This window comes from Lentzea sp. NPDC036949 (assembly GCF_055608075.1).
This window is the reverse complement of record NZ_JBVJRA010000028.1, coordinates 22,202-44,121: the sequence shown is the minus strand read 5'-3', so window position 1 is coordinate 44,121 and position 21,920 is coordinate 22,202. Positions and strand designations below refer to the sequence as shown.

Below are 21,920 nucleotides of genomic sequence, written 5' to 3'. Positions count from 1 at the left end.
GTGGTCCTCCGGTTTGGGGGGGGGAGGGGTGGGAGGGCAAATTTTTTTTTAGGGGGGGGAAGTGTGGGCGGGTCCGCTTGGGCGGGCCAGGGCTGGCGCAGGGGTGGGGGTCGGGTGGAACCTGGCCGCCGCACCCCCTCCACGGCCGAGCGTCCTACTTCTCCCTCAGCAGGTACACGTTGCCGTTGCCGTCCGCGTCGCTGTTGAAGATCAGGTCCGTGTCGTTGATGAACGCGGCGTGCGGGTGCACCGACTCCTCGTTCGAAGAGCTCCCGTGCTTGAACATCTTCACGGTGTCGACCTTGTTCGTGCCGGCTTTGATGTAATAGAAGTAGATGTAGGCCGTCGAGTCCTTGTGGCCGTCGCCCTGGATGATCGTCCGCGCGGGGTTCATGGCGTAGTGGTTGCTGCTCTCCCGGGTGTCGTAGCTGAAGAACTCCTGCTTGCGGATGTTGTAGGTCACCACCTGGTCCGGCGTTTCGCCCTGCTTTCGCTGTGCGAAGGCGGCGTCCCGGCCGTTGGACGCCCAGAACGGGTGCGCACCGTGGTCATTCGAATCGGTCAGCATCGTCTTCTTCTTCGTGCCGATGTCCACCAGACCGATCTGGGAGTCGTAGCGCAGGTGGAACAGCAGCGTGTCCCCGTGCACCGGGTTGATCAACACGTGGTCGACCTCCCCGTCGATCTTCTTGACCGTTTGCAGCTCCCCCGATCTCACGTCGACCAGGACGAGCGAGGAGGTTTTCTCCTCCTCGTCGTACAGCGACGCGGCGACCGTCTTGCCGTCCGACGTGAGCGAGGGGATTCCCTTGAAGTCGTACCTGCTCGAGAAGGTGCGGATCTTCTTCTCGCGGTACGGGGCGCGCAGGCTGACGCTGGTCAGCGTGCGGTCGTCGACGTAGAAGGCCTCCTCGGTCTGCGGCGAGACGTTGGCGTGGTCGCCGTCGATGTCGTCGGAGTCCGTGACCTGCACGAACCTCCCGTTGTCGAGCGACATGAGGTAGAGGTTCTCGTCGCCGTCGCGTTCCGACATGAACAGGACGGAGTTGAGCGACGGGACGTAGGGGTCCACGTCGAGGTACATCTTGTTGTCGAGCTCTTTGTCCCTGGTGAGCTGAACCACCTCGTAGTCGGGGTCCAGGGCCGGGCGGATCTTCCACTCCGACTCGAATCGCGCGCCCTTTCCGAAATCGACCGCGGAACCTTCAGCGAGAGCGGCACAGGAGAAACCCAGCATGCTCACGGAAACGAGAAAAGCCACAGTTGCTTTCACGAGAGGAGACCTTCCAGGCTAGAACGCGAAAGACCGGCCGTTCTCGACTATAGGAATGTGAATCACACTCCACAACGGATTCAATCTCACTCTTTCGAGTGGAGAGAGTGGGATTTTCCCACAGTCGATTTCCCCAATGATCACCGCAACTGCCGCTATTCCTGGTGACCGGAAAAACTACGAGGAACGTCCGGGAGGACCACCCGGTCCCGCAGCGGCCATGATGTGCCGGGTGCGGTCGCGCAGCAGCTGGTGGGTGCGGTCGTGGTGGTTGCGCGGGTGCCAGGCCATGCCGACCGTCACGGGCGGCAGGTCCACCGGGATCGCGAACGTGCGGAGCCCGAGCTTGTCGAGCATCCGGCGGGCCAGCCGGGCGGGCGCGATGCAGACGACGTCGGTCTCCGAGGCGAGGAACAACGCGCTCGCGAACGTCGGCACCACGGCCACCACGCGGCGGCTCAGCCCCAGCTCGGTCAGCTCCTCGTCGACCGGGCCGCGTGCCCGGCCGCGCCGCGACACGACGACGTGGTCGGCGGCGGCGAACCGTTGCGGTGTCACCACTTCCACCTCGGCGAGGGGGTGACCCGGCCGCACGACGCCGATCAGCGCCTCGGTGACGAGCGCTTCGGAGTGGACCTCCGCGTCGCCGGGCCGGATGCTGCCGATCTCCAGGTCGACCAGGCCTTCCCGCAGCGCCGGGGTGTCCTCCAGGTTCTCCGGCCGCAGCCGCAGCGAGATGCCGGGGGCCTGGTCCCGCAGGTCGTCGATGAGCGACGGGATGAACGTCGTGGACAGCATGTCGGTGACCTGCAGGTCGAACGTGCGCACCGCGCTCCGCGGGTCGGCCGTGGCGGACGGGGCGAACAGCGCCCGTGCCCTGGAGGCGATCGCGTGCACCTCACCGCGCAGCTCCACTGCCCGTGGTGTCGGCACGAGGTCACGTCCGGCCCGGACGAGCAGCGGGTCGTCGAAGACGCGGCGCAGGCGGGCCAGGGTGCGGCTCATCGCCGGCGCCGAGGTGTGCAGCCGGGCGGCGGCCTTGGTCACGCTGTTCTCGGCGAGCAGCGCGTCCAGCGCCTCGATCAGTTTCAGGTCGATGTCGCGCACAGCCGATTATCACATTCGAAATGGTTGCTTGCCAGAGTTGCACTGGTGTTAACCCCCGGTCGCTCCTACGGTCGAAGAACGGGAGAGAAACCGTTGGAGGGCAACAACATGACCGGGAAAGCGCCCGTGCTGCGGGCTGTGGTGATCGGCGCCGGGATCGTCGGGTTGACGACGGGCGTCGCCCTGCGCCGGGCCGGGGTCGACGTGGTGGTCTGCGAGCGGGCACCGGAGATTCGCGCCGCCGGTGCCGGACTGGGGCTCTGGGCCAACGCACTGGCGGTGTTCGACGGGCTCGGCATCGGCGAGCACGTGCGGGCCATCGGCAAGCCCAGCGAGATGCGCTTCCACGACCCCTCGGGGAGGCTGCTCGACACCCCGGGGTTCGATGCCGAAGACCACCGGTACCTGCTCGTGCACCGCGCGAAGCTGACCGGCCTGCTCGCCGACGCAGTGGGACGCGAGAACATCCGCCTCGGCGCCGGGTTCTGCGCGTTCGAGGAACACAGCGGAGGCGTCACCGTCCGGTTGACCGACGGCAGCACGGAGGAAGCCGAGGTGCTCGTCGGAGCGGACGGGGCGTACTCGGCGGTCCGCGCGCAGCTGGTGCCGGGCACCCCCGCGCAGGAACACCGCGGCCACCACGCCTGGCGCGCGGTCGTCCCGGCCGGCGGCGTCGCGGTCGCGGAGAACCGGCTCGTCCTGGGCACCAACGGGTGCAGGGGCGGATACGTCCGCACCCACGACGGCAGCGTGTACTGGCTGGTGAACCAGTTCCGGTCACCACCGCTCACCGGCACCCCGAGGCACCAGGCGCTGGAACGGGCCCGCCACCTGGAGGACAGCCGCGACGGGGTGCTGACGCGGCTGATCCGCGCGACACCCGAGGAGCTGGTCCTGCACAACCAGGTCGTGCTCGTACCGCCGTTGCCGCACTGGGTCTCGGCACGGGTCGCCCTGGCCGGTGACGCGGCCCACGCGATGTCACCGCACATCACAGCCGGTGCGACGCTGGGCGTCGAGGACGCCGCGCTGCTCGGCGAACTGGTCGGCGCGGCCGACGACGTGCCCTCCGCCCTGGCGGCCTACCAGGCCGACCGCATCCCGCGGTACGCCCGCGTCGCGGAACTGTCCGCCGCCGTCGAGCACTCCGCCACACCACAGGAGTTCGCGCGGCACTACACCGCGTTCAGCCACTGGATGATCACGCCCCCAGGCCACCGGGAGCAGCCGGGTGCGGCCGCCTGCCTCGCAGGTGCGCACGTGGTGAAGCAGTCGTTGCGCCACCTCTGATCCGTGCGCAAGGGCCGTCAGCCCTTCCGCAGGAGTCAGCTGTCCGCGAGGAGCTGTGCCGTGCGCTCGATGCAGCGCATCCGGGCGGCTGAGAAGTCGTACGGCATCTTGGTGAGCGCTTCGCCGGCGCTCATCCGCGTTTCCTGCTCGCCCAGGTCGAGGGCGAAGAGCTCCTCCTCGGCGACGTCCAGCCCGGCCGCTTCGACGGCCCGTTCCACGGCCTCGTAATAGGCGAACCGCTGCCGGGCGAGCTCCTCGACCCGCGGGTCTCCGGGATCGACGCCGTCGTCGAGTGCGGCCTCGGCCGCCTCCAGGCGGTCGTCCTCCTCCCGCAGGTCGGGGCGGGTGGCCAGCACGATGACCGTGCTGGCCTGCACCGCGGCGGCCAGCGGGCCGAAGATCCGTTCGGTGACCAGCAGGGCCTCCAGGTCGGAGGGGCGCACCGCACCGGCGGGCAGGTGGCGGAGCCGGTCCGTCACCAGGTCCGACAACAACCCCAGCGGGCTGCCCACGACCCGCAGCCGCTGAACCGCCTCGCGCTGGCGGCGGATCTCCGCCTCCTGCGCGGCCAGGGTCTCCTCCAGGCGCCCCAGGTTCTCCGCGACGTCCCAGGTCCCGTCGAACGCGGCCCGCACGTCGTCGAGCGCGATGCCGGCCTCGGCCATCCTGCGGATCCACAGCAGCCGGATCATGTCGTCGTAGCCGTAGCGGCGGCGGTCGTCCGCACCCCGCTCGGGCTCGGGGAGCAGACCGATCTGGTGGTAGTGGCGGATCGCGCGCGGGGTCGTCCCGGCGAACGCGGCGGCGTCACCGATCTTCACCTGGCGGGGAGGCGTGAAGTGCATCGCAGGCGGAACCTTTCCAGCTGTGGTGACCCGAAGGACATCACATGCCGCTGCGGCAGGTGCAACACGCCGGTCTCGTCGTTCACCCCTGGGAACTCGACTTCCTCCGATTCGGGTTGAACCAACGCGAAAGGGGTATCTGGCGATGACCGTGCGGACGAGGTGACGCACGGGGGCGTTCTTCTCCTGATCTGCGCCAGTCGAGCTTCCAGCGGCCCACCCGCGCGCCCTCCCAGGCGAACGCCGCGGGAGCACCTGAACCCGCACCGTCCGGAGTAGACGAATGTCGTCAGCGCCCGACGTACTGACCGAACCGGCCGACCGCCCGCGCGGCAGCGACTTCGCCCGCCTCACCAAGGAGCTCAGGGCAGCCGGGTTGCTGGACCGGCGGCGCGGCTACTACCTGGTGCGGATGGCGGTGAACGCGGTCCTGCTCGGCGGGATCGCCGTGGCCTTCGTGCTGCTGGGCGACTCGTGGTGGCAGGTGCTCACGGCTGTCGCCCTGGCCGCGGCGTCCACGCAGCTCGCGTTCATCGGGCACGACGCGGGTCACCGGCAGATCTTCCGCAGCCACCGGCACAACGACGTCGTGGGGCACCTGCACGGCAGCCTGACCGGCATCAGCTACCAGTGGTGGGTCGCGAAGCACAACCGCCACCACGCCAACCCAACCACGAGGACCACGACCCCGACATCGAGATCCACGCCCTCGCCTTCAGCCGCGCCCAGGCCAAGGACAAACGCGGCCTGAACGCCTGGATCACCAAACGGCAGGCCTTCCTGTTCTTCCCGCTGCTGCTCGCCGAAGCGGTCGTGCTGCGGATCTCCGGCATCGTCGCCCTGTGCCGCAACGAGCTGCGCAACCCGTGGCGCGAGACCGCGTTGCAGGTCGTCCCGCTGGCCGCGTACCTCACCGCGGTGTTCCTCGTGCTGCCTCCGCTGAAAGCCGTCGTCTTCATCGCCGTGCACCAAGGACTCATGGGCGTCTACCTCGGGTGCTCGTTCGCGCCCAACCACAAGGGGATGCCGATCATCACCGGTGAACAACGCCTCGACCACCTGCACAAGCAGGTCCTGACCTCCCGCAACGTCACCGGCGGCCGGTGGGTCGACGCCCTGCTCGGCGGGCTGAACCACCAGGTCGAGCACCACCACCTCTACCCGCACATGCCCCGCCCCAACCTGCGCCACGCGCAACCCGTCGTCGAGGACTTCTGCGCACGCCACGGAATCCCGTACAGCAAGACCACCCTGCGCCGCTCCTACGCCGAGGTGCTCCGGCACCTGCACGGCGCGGGCGCACCTCTGCGCAACACGGCCTGACGAACGAAGACCGGATCGGCGGCGGAGGGTGTACGGTTGGCAGAGAGGTGGCCGCGTTCCGCGCCCAGGACTTCTCCTGTCAAGACCTCTGTCATCAAACGGAAAGAACCACGTGACCCTGCCTTCGGCGAACGACCTGTTCAGCCATCCCGAAAACCACGAGACCCACACCCAGCCCGGCCCGGCCGAGTCCGACCGGCCGTCCTGGACGAACCTGTTCCAGGAACCGGTGCCCGCACAGCGCGTCCCGTCGGAGCACTGAAGCAGCTCAACGGCCCGAGAGCGCGTCCTCCACGCTGGAGCGCACCGTGAACAGCGCGCCCAGACCGACGACGTCGAGCACCCGGAGGACCTGTCGCGGCACAGCGACCAGGACGACGTCGGCCTGAGCGCCGACGGCGAGGTTCCTGGCGGCGATGAACGCCGAGATGCCGCTGGAGTCGCAGAAGCGCAGCCCGGACAGGTCCACGACGAGCAGCTGCCCGCGGGACAGGGAGAGCTCACCCGTGCGGGCGAGAACACCGGGCGAGGTGTGCGCGTCGAGGTCGCCCCGGATGGTGAGGACCACACCGGCCGCCACCGTGCGGACGGTCACCGAGAAGTCGTTCACGCGCGACCACCCTCCCGTGCGGGAACGCTCAACGCCAACAGGGCCGTGTCGTCCTCGACACCGTCGCCCAGGGCGTCCAGCAGCCGGTTCACCGCGGCGATCACGTCCGGCGCGGTCGCCGGTGCCAGGCCGGCGAGGTCGTCCAGCAGGTCCTCCTCGCTGTACCAGCTGTCGGCGCCGGTCCGCGCCTCGGTGAGGCCGTCGGTGTAGAGCAGGATGGCGTCACCCGGCTCCAGGCGGAGCTCCGCGACCACGAAACGGGCCTCGGGCAGCGCGCCGACCAGCTGTCCGCCGCGCAGGTGCAGCAACGACGACGTCCCGTCCGCCCGGAACACCACGGCCGGCGTGTGCCCGCCACCGGCCACCGTCATCACCGCAGCGTCGCCGTCGCGGCGGATGCTGCCGCACACAACCGTGCAGAACCGCGGGTACATGCCCTGGGAAGCCTGGTAGAGCACGGTGTTGAGGTGGTCGAGCACGCTCACGGGGTCCGGGTCGTAGACCGCCGCCCCGCGCAGCGTGTACCGGATCAGCGACGTCACCACGGCCGCGTCCTCGCCCTTGCCGGACACGTCGCCGAGGAAGAACCCCCACGTGTCGCCGGGCAACGGGAACAGGTCGTAGAAGTCGCCGCCGACCTGGTCCAGCGACGCGGGGTGGTAGTAGGCGGCGGCCTGCACACCGGGCACCACCGGCAGGGCCGGGGGCAGCAGGGTCTGCTGCAGGGTCCGCGCGAGCCGCTGCACCCGGTCGCGTTCACGTTCGGCGAGGTCGCGGCCCCTGAGCAGCTCCTCCTCGTACGCGCGCCGGTCCCGCGCGTCGAACACCGTGGTCCGGATGAACCGCGCCCTGCCGCCGGCGTCGGACTTGACGGTCGAGGTCAGCAGCACGGGCAGCCGCGTGCCCCCGGCCGCCCTCAGCTCCAGCGCGACACCACCGAGCTCGCCCCGCAGCTGCAACAACGGCGCGAAGTGCGTCTCGTAGTAGATCCGCCCACCGACGGTGAGCAGGTCGCTGAAGCTGACGCGCCCCACCACCGCGTCCCGCTCACGGCCGAGCCACCGCAGCAGCGTCGCGTTGATCTTCACGATGGTGCCGTCGGGCAACGTGGACACGTACCCGCACGGTGCGTTGTCGTAGAGGTCTTCGAGGCTGTCCTCGTACTCGGTCATCACCGGCCTCCGACGTGAGCCGCGATCGCCGCGGCGGGCACCACCAGCCCGCTGCCGGTCACGACCACGTTGCACCCGCTGACGACGTTCACCCGACGATCCTGCCACTTGCACCGGCGGCGCGCGGGCCTGCTCGCGGGCGTGCCGTGCGACAGTGACGTGATCGTCGTTTGTGATTGGGCGGCGCGGCGCCGGGGTAGCCGAGGTGGGCAACAGAATCGACTTCAGGAGGCTGACGTGATCGGGTTCATCGTCGCCGGACTGATCATCGGCGCGCTCGCCCGACTGATCAAGCCCGGCAAGCAGAACCTCGGAATCGTGGCGACGCTGCTGCTGGGCCTGGTCGGCTCCGTCATCGGCGGCACCATCGCGAACCTGCTCGGCACCGGCGACATCTTCGAGCTCAACGTGCTGGGCTTCATCGTCGCGGTGATCGCCTCGGTGCTGCTCATCGGTGTCGCGGAGGCCATCTCGGGCCGCAGCCGCAGCAGCGTGCGCTGATAGCCGCAACCTCGAACGGCCCCGGCCACCCACGCGGTGACCGGGGCCGTTCGCCGTGCCCACCAAGTGCTGCCGCTTGAGTCAGGGACGGGCCCTCGTGCGGTCGGCGCGCCTGGTCCGCTTCGGTCGTGTCGCCGCCGTGCAGCGCGGGCACATCGCCATCGCGGGAGTGCCTTCCCCTCCGGTGTCGTTGATCCACACCGCGTCGGCCCACAGCACGTGCGAGAACCGGTCGAGCCGCGCGCGGTGCAACGGCACACCGCACAGCGTCTGGTTCTGCCCCGGCCACCAGGCGTGCACGTCACCCGACGGCAACCGGGTGCCGTCCTCGTCGCGCCAGTTGCTCGACGCGGCCACCGCGGGCATGGCGGTCATCAGCAGCCTCCCTCGACGTCGTCCTGCGAACCTCATACCCGGCGCCGCCGCCTTCAACCTGCCGCGGATAGGTCGCCCCTCGCCGGGTACTCGACGCGGCATGATGAAACGCGCGTTGTGGGAGGGCCTGGTCGCGGGGACCGCCGGAGTGCTGGTGATGACGGTGGGCGAGAAGGTGGAACAGCGCCTGACCGGCCGCCCGGACTCCCACGTGCCGGCGCGGGTCCTGCAACGCCTCACGGGCATGCGGGAACGACCCGGCGGCAGGCAGCCGGTGCCGGTCAACCTGGCGATGCACTTCGGCCAGGGCGTGCTGCTGGGCGTCCTGCGCTCGGTCATGGCACACGCCGGCCTGCGCGGACCGTGGGCCTCGGCGAAGTTCACGGTCGTCCGGCTGACCAACGACCAGATCCTCGAGAACGCAACGGGTGTCGGCGCTCCCCCGCCCACCTGGCCCCGCGGCGAACTGGCGGTCGACCTGCTGCACAAGGCCGTCTACGCCTTCATCACCGGTGTCGTCGCCGACGCGCTGGCCGCCCGTTCCGGCCCAGGCCCCGGACAGCGCCACGCCGCGTTGCGCCCAGGCCGCCACGCCGACGTCGGCCCACTCCCCCGCGGCAGCCGGTGACGTTCGTGAACCGGTCCACCAGGTGTGCCAAGGTTTCCGGGTCACCGACCAGCCGGCGGGACGTGCCCGTCACACCTGGCAGACAGGACACCACCACGTTTCCCGGCCGTGCGCGGTGAGCTCGGCCGGGCGGAACGCGACCGGTGTGCCGCAACGCAGGCACGGACGCCGAGCCCTGCCGTAGACCCAATGCCGGGGCCGCGGCCTGCTGGTCGTGTTCTGCGTGGGGTTCTCGCGCACCGCGTGCCGCAACCGCCGCCGGGCATCGGTGAGCAACACCTCCAGGCCATCCACCGAATCGGCCGCCCGCCACGGATCGACGCCGTGCAGGAACAGCAGCTCCTGCGCCCACATGTTGCCCAGCCCGGCCACCCGGCGCTGGTCGAGCAGCGCCGCGACGATCGCCGCTCCCCCGGCCGCCGCGACCCGCTCCGCACCGGCGGAGAGGCTGTCGGTGCCCAGCAAATCCGGACCCAGGTGCCCCACCACCGCGTGCTCGTCGGACGTCCTCAGCACGGTCAGAACCGGCAGCGCGACTCCCACGAGCGTGCGGCCGTCGTCGAGGCGCAACGCGATCCGCAGATCGGGCATCACCCGCGCGGGCAGCCGTTTGCCCGGCCGCAGCACCGACCAGGAGCCGGTCATCCGCAGGTGCGAGTGGACGGTCAGCCCACCGTCGGTGCGGCACAACAGGTGCTTGCCCCGCGCACGCCAGTCGAGAATGCGTTGCCCGGCCAGGTCGACGGTGGCGAAACGGGGATGCCGTACATCACTGTGGACGATCAACATCCTGGCCGTGGCGGTGTCGAGCCGTGCCGCGATCCGCGCCACGCTGTCGCCCTCCGCCACCGCTCCATCATCACCCACCCCCGCTGAACACGCCCGGCAGGCCGAACGGTGCGATCCTGGTGCGATGGCCGAGCCGGAGCACACGCCAGACGGGCACTTCGTCATCATCAACGGGCGGCGCTGGCGGGCCACCGACCCCGACATCCCACCCGAGCCCGCGGCCCGCCTGCGCAGCCTGCTCATGAAGGCCCGCCGTGACATCAGCGCCGCCCACCGCACCGACGACCCCGAGGCGGAGCACGACGCCCGCGCACGGGTCCAGCTCGCCAAGGTCGCCCTCGGCGAGCGCGGCACCCCGTGGTGGGAGCAGACCGCCCTCCAACGCGAGCAGCGCTGGCAGGACGGCCTGGAGGAACTGGAACGCCGCGACGCCTGAGCACAGCCGGCCCTCCGGTCCGCGGTGAAGTCGTTCGACACCGGGGCCACGCGGTGAGCACACTGCCGAGGTGATCCGCTTCCACTTCCAGCTCACGCCACTGTCCGATGTGGAGCCGTGGGGTGAGCGCCGCCTGCACTGGTTCGCGTTGACCGACGGCCGTTACTGGATCGAGGTGGACGGGCACAAGCTGTTCCACCACCGGTCCTCGCCGGTCGACTACTACGTCGTCCGGCTGTGGGAGGACATCCAGGAAGTACTGCCCTCCGCACTGGAACCGGTGCCCGCGGACCTCGTCGGGCACCTGACCGGAGACGCCTGGCCCGGGGCGGACGAGGAAGCGGCTGTCGACTGGTACAGCGGCCACTTCATGAACACCAGCTACCTGCGTGCCGGGCCCAGCATCCTCTGGTGGCGATCGGTGGCCGACCAGGACACGATCACCGTCGACTGGAGACATCCCGTCGACAGCGGGGTCGACTGCACCGTGCCGAGGCGGGGACGGGTGAGCGTGCCCACCGAGTCGTTCCTGCAGGCGGTGGAGACGTTCGATCGGGAGCTGATGGTCGCGATGGAGCGGCGCATCGCGGAGGTCGAGGCCGGTGGGGTGGCCGCGGACGTCCAGCTCGACCTGGAGCAGCTCCGCCGGGAACACCAGCAGCGTTCGGGAGCGATGGCCGCTGCCCTGCGGCGGACACCCGGCACGGGCTGGGCGGCGGTTCGCGAAGGTGTCGCGCGTATCTTTTCGACGGAGTAGCCGGTGTTCGGGAAGGGCGCGGTGAACGTGATGTCCCGCTTCGAAGGAAGCGTGTGGGTGGCCCACGGATGCTTCCTCTTCGAGGCCGAAGAGCTGCCCTGAACCGGTCGAGCCGAGGAGATCGAGAACTTCATCGACGATCGCGGCGATGGGCAGGTGCACCTGCTCGCCGGGCGTGAACACGGTGAGGTCCAGGTCGTCGTGGAGGTGCTCGACAGCCGCCCGCCGGGCGACGTGGATGGCTGGACCGCAACAGCCGAGCTGCAGTTCGACTGGAACACACCGCACGTGTACGTGACCGAAGTGGAGCTCGGCCGAACGGAACGCTGGGAGATCCCGCTGCCCTGGAGACGGTTCCACCTCGGGATCAAGTTCCGGGAAGGGGCCGACGAGCAGTGGCACCTCCAGCTGTTCCCAGTCGACCGACCTGGGTGATCAGGACCATCTCGTCGCGGACGCCAAGAACACTGATCGCCGCGCCTGGAGCAGCGTCGCCGCGTCGACCCCCGCGGGTCCTCTCCCCCACATCTCCCGGTCCAGCAGCCCGAACTCGGGCTGCATCAGGTTGCTCCAGTGCAAGTCGCCATGCACCGTCTCCCACGCCGAGACCTCCGTGGAGATGCCGTCGCCGAACCGGTGCCGAATCCTCGTGGTGACGAGGTCTTGGCCGACGCCGACCCGGTCCGTCGGCGTTGCCGCGACCACGTCGATCGTTCGCCGGAGCTCTGCCCACCACGCGTCGGGCAGGTCGACGCAGTCGCGCAACGCGTCAGTACGAGAGCACGGAGAACCAGGAAGAAGCGTCAACACCTCAGCGCGCTGACGCCGCACCTCTTCCCACTCGTACACGTCGAGGACACGTGGCTTCGCCAGACCGGTCAACACGTTCGAGTCGACGTTCCCCGTCCAGAACGCACCACCGGCCCACCGCACGTCCTCGGACACCACACGCAGCCAGTACGTCTGCTCATCTCGGCGGGCGGGTGCTCCGACTGAGCGGTCGACCCACCCGCGCCGGGGCTCGCCGACGACGATGAGCCCGAAGTGGTCCGCGGCACGCTGGAGGTTGTCGAGCATCCACTCCCGGTATCGGGCGTCCGCCTCGCTCAGGCCGGTGTCCATCGACCGCGTCAGCTCTCGGTGACGTGCCGCAGATATGCCTCCGGCGTGGTCATGTACCGGCGCCAGTGATCGACCAGAGCGAGGTCTTCCCACTTGGTGCGGTGGAACCCGTGGTCGCCGACTTCGATGATGTCAGCGTCCGGCGTGGATGCCAGGATCGGTGAGTGGGTGGCGCAGATGATCTGCGCGCCGGACTTGCCGAGCTGGTGCATCAGCGACACCAGCCGCAGACAGGACTGGAACGACAGGGCGGCTTCGGGCTCGTCCATCAGGTAGAAGCCCGGCTCGCGGAACATCGCGGAGAACACGGTGAGGAACCCTTCGCCGTGGCTCATCTCGCTGGTGTCCTCGTCCCAGTAGCCACGCATGCCGGAGACCGACTCCATGAACCCGAAGGCGGTCTCCGCGCGCAGGAAGTAGCCCTTGCGCTTCGTGCGGGTCCCGGAACGGTGCCGGACGCCGGCCGCGGTGGTCTCGAAGCGCACCATCTCGCCGAGCTCGGTCTTCGGGCGGTCGTTGCCGTACTTGCGCCCGGCTCGCCCGCCGCGCGCGTCCAAGCCCCAGGCTTCGGCGAACGCCTCGACGAGGGTGGACTTGCCGGAGCCGTTCTCGCCGACGAGGAAGGTCACCGGCTTCTCGAAGGACATGCCCTCCTCAGCCAACTGGGCGACGCATGGTACGTCGAGCGGCCATGCCCGCCGAGAGCCCGTGGGCAGGAGTTCCTCGGGGATGTAGGCGCGACGGGCGAGCATGAAATCGGGTTCCTCCGATCAGTGGTAGTCCGGTGCGCAGACTCCCGTAGGCGTGCAGTTGCCCGCAGGCCGACACGCCGGGCTGCAGCTCGGCCCGCATTCGATGAATTGCACCATCTGCACGCCGCCGCCGGTACATGCGTATTGCCTGTAGGTCCTCCAATGCGGACATCGCGCAGATTTACTTCGATCGAGCTACAAGCAGCGCTTGACGCGAGCCGACGCTGACCCGAGTTCAGGCCTCCGGACCGGATCGCTCCCCACCCATCCCCAGGATCAACGCCACCGCCTCCTCCGAACACACCCCCGGCGTCAAAACCTCCTGCAGCAACAACCCCCGAATCGCAGCGACGACAACGGTGGCCCTGGTGAACGCCTCCGCAGCACCGGCCCCCTCCCGCTCCGCCAACGACGCCAACGCCCCGGTGAGGTCCCCCAGCGACGAGATGAACTCGCCGTACTCATCCGGCCGGTACGCCGCCAGCCCCACGACGTGGAAGAACCCGCGCGCACGCGACAGCTGCTCCGGACGCATGTACGTCCGCCAGATGGCCCGCACGAGGTCGTCGAACGTCCCCTGCGCCGCGTCCCGGAACAACGCCTCGTTGTCACGGGCCCGCTGCGCCCCGAGCACCGCCGCCAGCACACCCGTGAGCGACCCGAAGTGGTACCGCAGCAACGCATGACTGGTCTCGGTCCGGGCCGCGATCTCGCGCAGCGACGTCTCCGGTGGCGGAAGACCGTCGTCGAACACGTCGAGGAGGCGCGCCAGGAGGCGCTCGCGGGCATCGCCGGTGCTTGACAGGACCACGCCGCTAGTTTATCCATTGGAAAAGAGATTTATCCAGTGGAAAAGAGGGCGGATGGGACGTTTCCAGCTGATGGGCGCCACGGTCGTGGACGGATCAGGCCGCGATCCGACCCAGGGCGCCGTCACCGTCGAGAACGGCCGGATCATCGGCGCCGCCGACGGAGACCGGATCGACGGCGACCGGATCGACGGCGACGGGCTCACGATGACGCCCGGCCTCATCGACGCGCACGTCCACCTGGGGCTGTCGAGCCCGATCCAGCCGCAGTTCTCGTTCCAGATCAGCGCCGCCGAGATCGCCGCGGACATCTTCGCCGCGGCCGGCAAGGCGCTCGACGCCGGCTTCACGACCGTCCGCGACACCGGCGGGATCGACGGCGGGGTTGTCGCCGCGATCGCGAAGGGCAAGGTCAGGGGGCCGCGTGTGCTGTCGTGCGGGCCGGTGCAGTGTCAGACCGGCGGGCACGGCTACTACGGCGCTGAGTGGGAGCCCACCGAGCTGTGGAGCAGCCACCACGTGCCCGGCTTGTGCGCGCTGTCCATGATGGCCGGCAACGCCGACGAGCTGCGGCGCAACGTGCGTGAGGCGTTCCGGCACGGGGCGTCGTTCCTCAAGCTCTGCGTGACCGGCGGGGTCGTGGGCGGCAACGACCGGCTCACCGACACCCAGTTCACCGTCGAGGAGATCGCCGTCGCGGTGCAGGAAGCCGCGGCACGCGGCACTTACGTGACCGTGCACGCCCACAACAACGACGGCATCCGCAACGCGGTCGAGGCAGGAGCGCGCTGCGTCGAGCACGGCACGGATCTCGACCAACAGACGGCGGAGCTGATGGCCGCCCACGGGGTTGCACTCGTGCCCACGTTCACCGTCGTCGAACGGCTGCTGCACGACCCCACCGCCGCCGGCCTGGGCGAAGCGGTCCGCGAGCGCGTGGCGGGAGCGCGGGAACGGATGGCCAGGGCGCTCGCCGTCGCCAAGGAGGCCGGGGTGCGGGTCGGGCTGGGGTCCGACCTCATCGGCCCGGACCAGGACCGCCGCGGCGAGGAGCTCAGCCTGCGCGCACAGTTCGAGACACCGATGGACGCCCTCGTGGCGGCCACGAAGACCAACGCCGAGATCATCGGCCTGCCCGACGTCGGCGTCATCGCCCCCGGCAAGCAGGCGGACCTCGTGCTGTGGAACGGAAACCCGCTCGAAGACCCGGCCGTCTTCGCCGACCCCGCCAACGCCGTACTCGTCGTCCACAATGGACGTGTTGTGAAGGATCTCCGATGAGCACCATGTGGAACGGCTGCCTCGCCGACACCGACTACTTCGAGCTGCGTTCCAGCAGTGGCCACGACTACGGCGTGTGGGTCACCACGCCGCCGAACCACGACCCCGCCACGGCGCAGCTGCCCGTCGTGTACGTGCTCGACGGCAACTGGGCGGTGGGCCTGACAGCACCGCTCATCGTCACGCAGCAGGACCCCATGCAGCCGATCAAGCCGTACATCCAGGTCAGCATCGGCTACGCGGGCGAGGACGCGCAGCACTGGGCGCGGCTGCGCAACAGGGACCTCGTGCCGCCCGGCGAGCCCGTCGCCCAGGAGTTCCTCGACGCCGTGGAGATGGGGGTCCAGGCGGGTGCGATGACCCGCGAGCAGGCCGACGCCTACGTCGACGAGCTGCGCGACACGAGAGGTGATGCGTTCCTCGGCTTCATCACCGACGAACTGCACCCGCGCGTCGAACGCGACTACGGCACGGCCACGAGCGGTCACGGCCTCTTCGGCTACTCCTACGGCGGACTCTTCAGCCTCTACGCCTGGCTGACCGGCACCACGCTCTTCGAGAGCATCGGGGCCGGCAGCCCCGGCGTCGCCGGTGAGGACAGCCGGATCTTCGCCCGGATCCGGGAACTGGGCGACGACCTGCCCGCGACCGAGCTGCACCTGACGTTCAACGACCGCGAGATCCTCGGCACCGTGCCGATCTACCAGAACCTCACGAAGAACGCGGCCACCGTCCTGCACCACCTCACCGCCCGCGGCGCGGCCGTGACCAGCGAGGTGCTGCGCGAAACGCACGTGACCGGCCTGCAGTCGTCGTTCCTCAGCTACCTCAGGACCTGCCGAGCCGGTGAGCTCAGCAGGTGACCTTGACGACCGCGTTCGGCTGGAACGACACGTGCACGTGGTCCATGTGGTTGGCCGTGGGGCTGCCCCGGTCCTCCATCATCGACCAGCCGCTGCCGTCGTTGTAGCGCTGCCGCCAGATCACGTAGGTGACGCCGAACGCCTTCCGGTTGGCCAGCACGTACTCGGCCAGGGCGTTGCCGGTCGCGTTGTCGACCATGAAGTCCAGTGCCAGGCCGGTGGGGTGGTCGCCGGAGCCGCCGCGGCCGACGGCGCCACCGATGTTGTCGACGCCGAACTTGCCCCCGACGTGGTGGCCCACCTGCGCCACGTGCGGCTTCACGCCGTTCAACGTGGTCGGGCAGGGCGGCGGGGGTGGTGGAGGCGGCGGAGGTGGCGGTGTGGTGGTCAACGGGACCGTCGTGGTCACCGGGGGCACCGTGGTGGTGGTCGGAGCTTCCGAGGACGTCGGCGCGGTGGTCGACGTCGTCGGGGACGTCGAGCTCTGGCCGGCGGAGGTCGCCGGGGCGCCCAGCTGGGCGGCCGCTCCGGTCGGGTCGACCGGCTGGTCGGAACCGCGGACCGTCCAGAAGGTCACGACCAGGCCCGCGGTGAGGGTGGCGGCGACCGCGATGGGCAGCTTCTTGCTGGGTGTCGGCTGAGTTCTATGTCGGCCCGGCATTCGGGAACACCTTGCGTCGAGGACAGGGCATGCTCACACGAGCGGCCACATTACGAAATGAACACGGGAACGTCACAGACGAGTGTTGATCCTCACACTCCCCCTGGTGAGCGCCCTGCTACCGAAAGTGAGCCGTGCAGTTGGCAGCCTCGCTCTTCCGTGATGGATTGCTGCCCGATTGGAACTTTCCGGCCTCGCCTGCTCCGGTAGCGCCAGAACGGATGATCACTTCCTGCAGTCCTCACCGGATGTCGCGGGCAGGCGGGTCACACCGGGGCATGCCGCTCGGTGATCAGTCGAGCCCGAGCCCGGGCAGCTTCACCGCGGCGGTCTGCGCACCCACCGGCTCGTGCCACGCGCGGTACCGGAGGTCGTCCGGACTCGTGATCCCGTAAGACTTGTTCAGCGCCACCACGCACCGCCGCGCCAGCTGCGCGAACTCGGCCGTGAGCGCGGGCCGCCGCAGCGACGACGTCCAGTTGGGCTGTGCGACCCCGGGCTCGACCCACCCGGACCTGCGCAGCAGGAACTCGAGGGCGTCCTCGACGACGTCCGCGCCCGGCGCCTCCGCGTCGAGGCGGTCGGGCCCGGCCGCGAACTGCACGTACCGCTTCGGGTCGTCCGCCGCGTGGATGACGAGGAACACGCGGTCCGTCACGTCGCGCAGCGCGTCGGTGAGCCGTTCGGCGAACAGCTCCCAGGCGTGCGCGATCTGCCACGGCGCCCGAACCGGCGTGAGCTCGGTGGTGAACCGCAGCTCCGGGTCGTCGAACGCGACGAGCTTCTCCAGCGGCCCGCGGTGGTCGGCCCTCGCGAAGCCCTCGGCGCCCGCCCGCTGGTCGAGCGTGGTCACCACGTACGCCTGAGGTGTGGTCGTGAGGACCTCGACGGCCAGGCCGCGGTAGGTGCCGGGACGGGCGAGGTCGTAGCAGTCCAGCACGTCATCCGGCCCGAGGTGCTTCACGAAGTAGCGGCGGCCCGTCCTGGTGAACGACTCGTCGACGGCGTGGTCCGACGCGATCCACCACTTGTCGGGCGAGTGCAGCAGCCGGTAGGCGACGTCGCGGTACCGGACGAACCGTCCGGGTGCGGGAAGGCGGTCGTTCACCGGTGTCCGGCCCTCCGGTCGAGCGCGACGCCCTGCGGCGTCTCGAACATCGCGCGCAGCCCCCTCAGGTCGAGCCTGAACGACGTGCTCCCGCCGGACGGGGTGGTCCAGGTGGCGGACGACGTGCCTTTGAAGTCGCACATCGCCGGTGCGCCCCAGCGGGTTTCCCCCTCGCGCACCATCAGGGCGTAGGCGTCACCGAGGAACCGCCTCGACGCGGGGGTGACCTCGCGGATCGTGTCCGCGACGTCGAGCTGGAGGTAGGACAGGTCGCCCCTGGAGCCGATGGTCGACACGTCCGGGGTGGTGAACCCGGAGACCGTGTTCATGAGGTAGGGGACGCCGCCGTCGACCTCGATCGTCCACCCGAACCACTCCACGGCCAGCTCCTGCACCTGGTCACGCGTGAGCGGCCAGGGTGCGGCCTCCCAGAAGTCCATGAGGTCGCACGCCTCGACGGGCGTCATCGCCTTCCAGCTCACCTTCCGATCTTCGCACGGTCCTCATCGGACGCGACGACCTCACGGTGGATGATGCCCGCCATGACAGCTGTCGACCCCTTCAGCGCGAGCCGCGAGCGATACCTCGGCCCGCTCCGCGGCGACGGAGGCCTCTGCGTCGGCAACGCCGACGAGTGCGATCACTACACCGAGGACGGCGCCGTCCGGATTCCGTGGCGGGGCCGGCCACGGCCCGAGGACATGACACGGGTGCACAGCCTGGCCCTGTGCCCGACGGAGGCCCAGCTGCGCAAGGCGGTGCTGCCCGCCTACCTGCCGGACCTGGTGAACCTGGAGTCGCTGACGCTGCCCGCGCCGCTCGTGACGCACCTGACGTCCCCCACGCTGACGTCACTGGTGATCGGCAACGCCGACGGCCAAGCCCCTCCGGTCCCCCTCGCCGCCGACACCGCCCTGCCGGCGCTGCGCGCGCTGATGTGGGTCAGCTCCTACACCACGCCGCGGCTGCCCCAGGTGGTCGACCCGTTGCCGCCACTCGAGTTCCTCCGCACCAACGTGTCCGGTGACCCCGCTGTGCTGCGTCAGCTCGCGGCGCTGCCGTCGCTGCGGCACCTGGAGCTGGTGCACCTGAAGAACACCGACGTGGTCGATCACCTCGTGGCACCGCTGCGCGCGCTGGAGATCGGCGGCACGGGACGCGACTTCCCGGTGGCCCGGCTCGCCGAGATCAGCACGCTGGAGTCGTTGCGCCTCAACGGTGTCCGTGCCGAGATCGACTGCACGGTGTTCCCGGCGCTGCCGAACCTGGTCCAGCTGACCGTCCTGAACTCGAAGCGGATCGTGAACGTCGAGGCGCTGCTGGACTGCCCGACCCTGGCGAGCGTCACGTTCGTCGACTGCGGCAACCCGTTCAAGAAGGACGGCAAGGCGCTGTTCCGGTCCCATGGCTTCGCCGAGCTGGACATCGACTACTCGTGATCAAAGCCAGCTAAGGTGGCCCGCATGGGCGTTTCCCTCTACTACACGGCTCGCCGCACGACCCCGCTGACCGACGCCGAAGTCACGGCGGTCGGCCAAGCCGTCGACACCCACAACGCGAACGCGCCGTTCTCCGCGGAAGAAGAGGGACTGTTCCTCTACGACCAGCTGGAGTCCGGAACGGTCCTCAACGGGTCGACCAAGATGCCCGGCGCGGACGACCGGGCGGTCCCGTCGCTCGTGCACTGGCTGGCCGCGGTCACCGCGCTGCGCCACGCCGTGCCGGACGCGGACTGGACGTTCACCCTCGACGACTACGAGATCGAGTGGGACGACCAGGCCGGCTACCACCTGCCCGGTCTCACCGACTGATCCTGGAGCTGAACGGCCCAGAACAGGCGCGTGCCGCGAGCACGGCGCAGGTGAGCACCGCGGCATCAGGGCCCGCCGATCGCGGGCCCGTGATCGGCGGGCCGGGGTGTCAGGCCGGCGGGATGGTGAAGATCAGGCCCTGGCTCATGGTCGAGCGGATGCCCTGCACGTCCGTGGTGACGACCTTCGCCCGGTGCTGCCTGTCGGGGGTCAGCCCGGTCAGGGTGACCTGCTTCTCGGTGACCAAGCCGGTGTGCCCTCCGTCCAGGTACACCTCGTAGCCCAGGGTCGGGTTCCACCAGGAGGAGGCTTCCCAGGCCAGCGTCACGGACGTCGGGGTCGTCGAGACCACCCGCAACCCGCTCGGGCGCGGCGGCCGCTCGAAGACGGCGGGCTGCGACCACACGGTGCCCAGCAGGTCGTTCTGCGCCGGGTCGTGCGAGCAGGACGCGGTGACCGTGCCGACCGGAGTGCCGTCGGCACGCTCAGGGCGCAGTGTCAGTGCCAGGTCGTCCACGTGCAGGTCGTAGTAGCCCGGTGTGGTCAGGAACTGCACCGGGAAGGAGCCCGCGGCCCGCACCGCGGCCCCCTGGGTGGTCGTCAGCCACGTGGGCGCGACGGTGAACGAGGCCCGGGTGGTCCGCGTCCCGTCCGGGCCGGTGATGTGCGCGTCCAGCGTCGCTGTGCTGTCGGCGTCCAGGCGCACCCCGCCGGCCATCGTCAGGACCGGGCGCAGCTCGCGCAGGTCCAGGTCCACGTCGATGTAGGCGGGTTCGTGCCTGGCGATGGTGTTCGGGCCCGCGCCGTCGTCGGGCAGACCGCCGACGACCCACGCGGTCATCCGGGCACTCGCCCCGGAGGAGGTCGTGCAGGTGTAGTCCATCCGCACCGCGGTCGTCTGGGCCGACGCCGGGGTTGCGGCTCCCGTCAGCACCCCGACGGCCGCCAGGGCAGATGCCAGCGACAAAGCGGTGATGCGGAGTGGCTTCCCTCTTTTGCGCACCTCTACATCCTCTCCGTGTTCACTCGACCGCGGACAGTGTCCCGCACATCAACGTCGGAACGTGTCGACCATTCAGCCGCAGCAAGGCGGAGGTGATGTTCGAGCAATGCCGAAATGCAGCACGGAGTGGAAGCAGATCGGAAGCAACTCTTGCATTGGACGTGCTTCAACTGTCCTCAATGGACTTGATCCCGCAGAGATCACGGTACGGGTTGACCGCCCAGTGCTTCTCAAAGCTTGATCACCGCAGTCGTGCCGTCGGCGACGAGGACGTCCTCGTCGCCGACGACCGCGTTTCGGCGGCCTGCGGAGCCGTCCTACCCGTTCGGCACGGAAGGCCGGCTCGGGCTGGTCACAGCGTCAGCGCCTCGTCGAGGTCCTCCTGCGTGCACCAGCCGATGGCGTCGTCCGGGTCGAGCTGCGCGACCTCGCAGAGGACGGCGGGAGGGTCCATCCGCCGCCACGTGCGGCCCCCGCTGTAGCGGGGGTAGATGACGAGGTACCTGCCGTAGTCCTGGAAGCCCCTCACACCGATGACTGCCCACACGCCGTCGGGCGCCGTCGGGTTCTTCTTGAGGTGCTGCTCGGTGACGCCGTACACCGGCTCACGGCACGTGCCCGCCGCCTCGTTGTCGGTGCGGTGGCACACGTAGTCCGCGTTGTTGTCCAGCAACCGCTTGACCTCGTGCGGCAGCAGGTGCTTGGCGTTGACGCGGCGCCGTCCGCCGCCAGGACCCGCCGGGGTGGTCGGGGCCGGCGTGGCCGGGGTCGCGAGCCAGCTCGACAACCAGGCGCTGACGCCTTCGGCGAACACCATCGGCCTGCTGGCGTCGACCCATGACCGGAACTCGTCGAACGCGTACGGGGGCAACACCGGGAACTGCTGGCGGATCAGCACGATCGGCTGGTACCGGCGCGCCGTGAGCCACACGCTGTCGAACACGGTCCGGCGCACCGCGAGGCGGCTCGCGGCCGGGATGAGGGCGGTCATGCCTCGCTCCAACCGGGCTTGGCCATCGCGGCGAAGGCCTCGTCGACGTCGGCGGCGACCCACGCCGCCAGGTCTTCCTTGCTGACGCCCTTCAGGTCGGGGTCAGCGGCGAGCGCGGCCTTGAGGTCCTTCTCCAGGTTGGCGAGCACCGCCTTGGTGAACTCCGCCTTCGACGGCAGCACGGCCCGGAACGCCTCGCGCTCCTTGGTCTCCGCGGCAGTCGGCTGTTTGACTGCACTTGCCTTGGTGGCCTCGACCTTCGCGGTCGTGGCCACCGGTTCCTTCAGCTCCATCGGGCATCCCTCGATCGGCGGACGGAGTGTCAACCGGCAGTCGTCCCGGTAGTCGACGTCGTTACCCGACTGAGGGAATCCCACCCGTTCAGCTCAGGTGGTGCGCGAATGGCGCAGCGG

28 protein-coding genes and 1 pseudogene are annotated in these 21,920 nt (G+C 69.7%); 13 read left to right on the top strand and 16 right to left on the bottom strand.

All coding sequences use genetic code 11. From position 1 onward, the window contains the following. Window positions 1-154: 154 nt before the first annotated feature. Both ACZ7CD_RS39345 and ACZ7CD_RS39340 read right to left on the bottom strand, forming a co-directional pair. Window positions 155-1,243 carry a TolB family protein gene (locus ACZ7CD_RS39345; protein ID WP_470380969.1) on the bottom strand — a complete coding sequence of 363 codons (1,089 nt, stop codon included), beginning with the start codon at window positions 1,241-1,243 and terminating at the stop codon, window positions 155-157. Between the two features lie 207 nt (window positions 1,244-1,450). Next, on the bottom strand, window positions 1,451-2,371 hold the full coding sequence (locus ACZ7CD_RS39340) for a LysR family transcriptional regulator (protein WP_470380970.1): 921 nt from the start codon (window positions 2,369-2,371) through the stop codon (window positions 1,451-1,453). A 117-nt stretch (window positions 2,372-2,488) separates the two neighbouring features. Between ACZ7CD_RS39340 and ACZ7CD_RS39335 the strand changes: the two genes are divergently transcribed. Continuing rightward, window positions 2,489-3,670 carry an FAD-dependent monooxygenase gene (locus ACZ7CD_RS39335; protein WP_470380968.1) on the top strand — a complete coding sequence of 394 codons (1,182 nt, stop codon included), beginning with the start codon at window positions 2,489-2,491 and terminating at the stop codon, window positions 3,668-3,670. A gap of 35 nt (window positions 3,671-3,705) precedes the next feature. Here ACZ7CD_RS39335 and ACZ7CD_RS39330 read toward each other — a convergent pair whose 3' ends face one another. Then, window positions 3,706-4,515 (bottom strand): MerR family transcriptional regulator, encoded by an 810-nt coding sequence (locus tag ACZ7CD_RS39330; RefSeq protein WP_470380967.1) that lies wholly within the window; start codon window positions 4,513-4,515, stop codon window positions 3,706-3,708. 283 nt (window positions 4,516-4,798) lie between these two features. Here ACZ7CD_RS39330 and ACZ7CD_RS39325 point away from each other — a divergent pair. Next, window positions 4,799-5,838 (top strand): annotated as a pseudogene (locus ACZ7CD_RS39325) (fatty acid desaturase family protein). Window positions 5,839-5,950: 112 nt separating this feature from the next. Further along, the gene (locus tag ACZ7CD_RS39320) at window positions 5,951-6,100 is read left to right on the top strand and encodes a hypothetical protein (protein WP_360396527.1); all 150 of its coding nucleotides are present in this window, start codon (window positions 5,951-5,953) and stop codon (window positions 6,098-6,100) included. Window positions 6,101-6,106: 6 nt separating this feature from the next. On the opposite strand, the gene ACZ7CD_RS39315 is transcribed toward ACZ7CD_RS39320, so the two are convergent. Together ACZ7CD_RS39315 and ACZ7CD_RS39310 are read right to left on the bottom strand one after the other, a co-directional pair. After that, a complete protein-coding gene (locus ACZ7CD_RS39315; protein WP_360396525.1) occupies window positions 6,107-6,448 on the bottom strand; it encodes an STAS domain-containing protein in 342 nt (113 codons plus the stop codon). Then, complete coding sequence (locus ACZ7CD_RS39310; protein ID WP_360396524.1) at window positions 6,445-7,620, bottom strand: SpoIIE family protein phosphatase; 1,176 nt, start codon at window positions 7,618-7,620, stop codon at window positions 6,445-6,447. The genes ACZ7CD_RS39315 and ACZ7CD_RS39310 overlap by 4 nt, the downstream gene beginning before the upstream one ends. A 237-nt stretch (window positions 7,621-7,857) precedes the next feature. Here ACZ7CD_RS39310 and ACZ7CD_RS39305 point away from each other — a divergent pair, with 237 nt between their 5' ends. Then, on the top strand, window positions 7,858-8,121 hold the full coding sequence (locus ACZ7CD_RS39305; protein ID WP_360396522.1) for a GlsB/YeaQ/YmgE family stress response membrane protein: 264 nt from the start codon (window positions 7,858-7,860) through the stop codon (window positions 8,119-8,121). Window positions 8,122-8,202: 81 nt separating this feature from the next. Here the strand turns inward: ACZ7CD_RS39305 and ACZ7CD_RS39300 are convergent, their stop codons facing one another. Further along, on the bottom strand, window positions 8,203-8,496 hold the full coding sequence (locus ACZ7CD_RS39300; protein WP_360396520.1) for a hypothetical protein: 294 nt from the start codon (window positions 8,494-8,496) through the stop codon (window positions 8,203-8,205). A gap of 100 nt (window positions 8,497-8,596) precedes the next feature. On the opposite strand from ACZ7CD_RS39300, the gene ACZ7CD_RS39295 reads away from it, so the two are divergent. Then, window positions 8,597-9,124, top strand: a complete 528-nt coding sequence (locus ACZ7CD_RS39295) for a hypothetical protein (RefSeq protein WP_470380966.1) — start codon at window positions 8,597-8,599, stop codon at window positions 9,122-9,124. A 69-nt stretch (window positions 9,125-9,193) separates the two neighbouring features. Here the strand turns inward: ACZ7CD_RS39295 and ACZ7CD_RS39290 are convergent, their stop codons facing one another. After that, entirely contained in the window at window positions 9,194-9,973 is a 780-nt protein-coding gene (locus tag ACZ7CD_RS39290; protein WP_470380965.1) for a DNA-formamidopyrimidine glycosylase family protein, read from the bottom strand. Window positions 9,974-10,037: 64 nt separating this feature from the next. Between ACZ7CD_RS39290 and ACZ7CD_RS39285 the strand changes: the two genes are divergently transcribed. The 3 genes from ACZ7CD_RS39285 (at window position 10,038) to ACZ7CD_RS39275 (ending at window position 11,541) form a co-directional block, all read left to right on the top strand. Beyond that, a complete protein-coding gene (locus tag ACZ7CD_RS39285) occupies window positions 10,038-10,349 on the top strand; it encodes a hypothetical protein (RefSeq protein WP_360396516.1) in 312 nt (103 codons plus the stop codon). Window positions 10,350-10,419: 70 nt separating this feature from the next. Next, window positions 10,420-11,106: a DUF5984 family protein gene (locus ACZ7CD_RS39280; protein ID WP_470380964.1), complete on the top strand. Its 687-nt coding sequence runs from the start codon at window positions 10,420-10,422 to the stop codon at window positions 11,104-11,106. A 156-nt stretch (window positions 11,107-11,262) separates the two neighbouring features. Further along, window positions 11,263-11,541: a hypothetical protein gene (locus ACZ7CD_RS39275; RefSeq protein WP_458432170.1), complete on the top strand. Its 279-nt coding sequence runs from the start codon at window positions 11,263-11,265 to the stop codon at window positions 11,539-11,541. Here the strand turns inward: ACZ7CD_RS39275 and ACZ7CD_RS39270 are convergent, their stop codons facing one another. From ACZ7CD_RS39270 to ACZ7CD_RS39260, 3 genes are all read right to left on the bottom strand, one after another. Continuing rightward, window positions 11,542-12,228, bottom strand: coding sequence for an aminoglycoside phosphotransferase (locus ACZ7CD_RS39270; RefSeq protein ID WP_470380963.1), 687 nt, complete (start codon window positions 12,226-12,228; stop codon window positions 11,542-11,544). It abuts the gene before it with no gap. Window positions 12,229-12,236: 8 nt separating this feature from the next. Next, entirely contained in the window at window positions 12,237-12,875 is a 639-nt protein-coding gene (locus ACZ7CD_RS39265) for an AAA family ATPase (RefSeq protein ID WP_470380962.1), read from the bottom strand. 340 nt (window positions 12,876-13,215) lie between these two features. Beyond that, window positions 13,216-13,791, bottom strand: a complete 576-nt coding sequence (locus tag ACZ7CD_RS39260; RefSeq protein WP_470380961.1) for a TetR/AcrR family transcriptional regulator — start codon at window positions 13,789-13,791, stop codon at window positions 13,216-13,218. Window positions 13,792-13,843: 52 nt separating this feature from the next. Between ACZ7CD_RS39260 and ACZ7CD_RS39255 the strand changes: the two genes are divergently transcribed. Both ACZ7CD_RS39255 and ACZ7CD_RS39250 read left to right on the top strand, forming a co-directional pair. Further along, a complete protein-coding gene (locus tag ACZ7CD_RS39255; RefSeq protein ID WP_360396506.1) occupies window positions 13,844-15,070 on the top strand; it encodes a metal-dependent hydrolase family protein in 1,227 nt (408 codons plus the stop codon). Further along, window positions 15,067-15,933 (top strand): alpha/beta hydrolase, encoded by an 867-nt coding sequence (locus ACZ7CD_RS39250; RefSeq protein ID WP_470380960.1) that lies wholly within the window; start codon window positions 15,067-15,069, stop codon window positions 15,931-15,933. The genes ACZ7CD_RS39255 and ACZ7CD_RS39250 overlap by 4 nt, the downstream gene beginning before the upstream one ends. Here ACZ7CD_RS39250 and ACZ7CD_RS39245 read toward each other — a convergent pair. Next, window positions 15,923-16,255, bottom strand: coding sequence for a VldE C-terminal domain-containing protein (locus ACZ7CD_RS39245; RefSeq protein WP_360396502.1), 333 nt, complete (start codon window positions 16,253-16,255; stop codon window positions 15,923-15,925). The two genes, ACZ7CD_RS39250 and ACZ7CD_RS39245, sit on opposite strands and share 11 nt — an antisense overlap. A gap of 58 nt (window positions 16,256-16,313) precedes the next feature. Between ACZ7CD_RS39245 and ACZ7CD_RS39240 the strand changes: the two genes are divergently transcribed. Continuing rightward, a complete protein-coding gene (locus tag ACZ7CD_RS39240; RefSeq protein WP_458432165.1) occupies window positions 16,314-16,574 on the top strand; it encodes a hypothetical protein in 261 nt (86 codons plus the stop codon). 312 nt (window positions 16,575-16,886) lie between these two features. Here the strand turns inward: ACZ7CD_RS39240 and ACZ7CD_RS39235 are convergent, their stop codons facing one another. Together ACZ7CD_RS39235 and ACZ7CD_RS39230 are read right to left on the bottom strand one after the other, a co-directional pair. Then, a complete protein-coding gene (locus ACZ7CD_RS39235; protein ID WP_470380959.1) occupies window positions 16,887-17,702 on the bottom strand; it encodes a TY-Chap domain-containing protein in 816 nt (271 codons plus the stop codon). Further along, window positions 17,699-18,184, bottom strand: coding sequence for a DUF6301 family protein (locus ACZ7CD_RS39230; RefSeq protein WP_470380958.1), 486 nt, complete (start codon window positions 18,182-18,184; stop codon window positions 17,699-17,701). Before ACZ7CD_RS39230 ends, ACZ7CD_RS39235 begins: the two co-directional genes overlap by 4 nt. A gap of 60 nt (window positions 18,185-18,244) precedes the next feature. Between ACZ7CD_RS39230 and ACZ7CD_RS39225 the strand changes: the two genes are divergently transcribed. Both ACZ7CD_RS39225 and ACZ7CD_RS39220 read left to right on the top strand, forming a co-directional pair. Beyond that, the gene (locus ACZ7CD_RS39225) at window positions 18,245-19,141 is read left to right on the top strand and encodes a hypothetical protein (protein ID WP_470380957.1); all 897 of its coding nucleotides are present in this window, start codon (window positions 18,245-18,247) and stop codon (window positions 19,139-19,141) included. Between the two features lie 24 nt (window positions 19,142-19,165). After that, on the top strand, window positions 19,166-19,513 hold the full coding sequence (locus ACZ7CD_RS39220) for a hypothetical protein (RefSeq protein WP_470380956.1): 348 nt from the start codon (window positions 19,166-19,168) through the stop codon (window positions 19,511-19,513). A 109-nt stretch (window positions 19,514-19,622) separates the two neighbouring features. Here the strand turns inward: ACZ7CD_RS39220 and ACZ7CD_RS39215 are convergent, their stop codons facing one another. From ACZ7CD_RS39215 to ACZ7CD_RS39205, 3 genes are all read right to left on the bottom strand, one after another. Next, window positions 19,623-20,516: a fibronectin type III domain-containing protein gene (locus ACZ7CD_RS39215; RefSeq protein WP_360396492.1), complete on the bottom strand. Its 894-nt coding sequence runs from the start codon at window positions 20,514-20,516 to the stop codon at window positions 19,623-19,625. A 352-nt stretch (window positions 20,517-20,868) separates the two neighbouring features. Beyond that, window positions 20,869-21,507: a hypothetical protein gene (locus ACZ7CD_RS39210; protein WP_360401993.1), complete on the bottom strand. Its 639-nt coding sequence runs from the start codon at window positions 21,505-21,507 to the stop codon at window positions 20,869-20,871. Continuing rightward, window positions 21,504-21,800, bottom strand: a complete 297-nt coding sequence (locus ACZ7CD_RS39205; RefSeq protein WP_458432158.1) for a hypothetical protein — start codon at window positions 21,798-21,800, stop codon at window positions 21,504-21,506. Before ACZ7CD_RS39205 ends, ACZ7CD_RS39210 begins: the two co-directional genes overlap by 4 nt. Between the last annotated feature and the right edge of the window lie 120 nt (window positions 21,801-21,920).

Bases quoted from the DNA above. Each gene is read 5' to 3' on its own strand.
- ACZ7CD_RS39270 (WP_470380963.1), bottom strand. From the start codon at position 12,228: ATGGACACCGGCCTGAGCGAGGCGGACGCCCGATACCGGGAGTGGATG.
- ACZ7CD_RS39250 (WP_470380960.1), top strand. From the start codon at position 15,067: ATGAGCACCATGTGGAACGGCTGCCTCGCCGACACCGACTACTTCGAG.
- ACZ7CD_RS39330 (WP_470380967.1), bottom strand. From the start codon at position 4,515: ATGCACTTCACGCCTCCCCGCCAGGTGAAGATCGGTGACGCCGCCGCG.
- ACZ7CD_RS39220 (WP_470380956.1), top strand. From the start codon at position 19,166: ATGGGCGTTTCCCTCTACTACACGGCTCGCCGCACGACCCCGCTGACC.
- ACZ7CD_RS39310 (WP_360396524.1), bottom strand. From the start codon at position 7,620: ATGACCGAGTACGAGGACAGCCTCGAAGACCTCTACGACAACGCACCG.
- ACZ7CD_RS39295 (WP_470380966.1), top strand. From the start codon at position 8,597: ATGATGAAACGCGCGTTGTGGGAGGGCCTGGTCGCGGGGACCGCCGGA.
- ACZ7CD_RS39335 (WP_470380968.1), top strand. From the start codon at position 2,489: ATGACCGGGAAAGCGCCCGTGCTGCGGGCTGTGGTGATCGGCGCCGGG.
- ACZ7CD_RS39205 (WP_458432158.1), bottom strand. From the start codon at position 21,800: ATGGAGCTGAAGGAACCGGTGGCCACGACCGCGAAGGTCGAGGCCACC.
- ACZ7CD_RS39285 (WP_360396516.1), top strand. From the start codon at position 10,038: ATGGCCGAGCCGGAGCACACGCCAGACGGGCACTTCGTCATCATCAAC.
- ACZ7CD_RS39255 (WP_360396506.1), top strand. From the start codon at position 13,844: ATGGGACGTTTCCAGCTGATGGGCGCCACGGTCGTGGACGGATCAGGC.
- ACZ7CD_RS39300 (WP_360396520.1), bottom strand. From the start codon at position 8,496: ATGACCGCCATGCCCGCGGTGGCCGCGTCGAGCAACTGGCGCGACGAG.
- ACZ7CD_RS39225 (WP_470380957.1), top strand. From the start codon at position 18,245: ATGACAGCTGTCGACCCCTTCAGCGCGAGCCGCGAGCGATACCTCGGC.
- ACZ7CD_RS39210 (WP_360401993.1), bottom strand. From the start codon at position 21,507: ATGACCGCCCTCATCCCGGCCGCGAGCCGCCTCGCGGTGCGCCGGACC.
- ACZ7CD_RS39265 (WP_470380962.1), bottom strand. From the start codon at position 12,875: ATGTCCTTCGAGAAGCCGGTGACCTTCCTCGTCGGCGAGAACGGCTCC.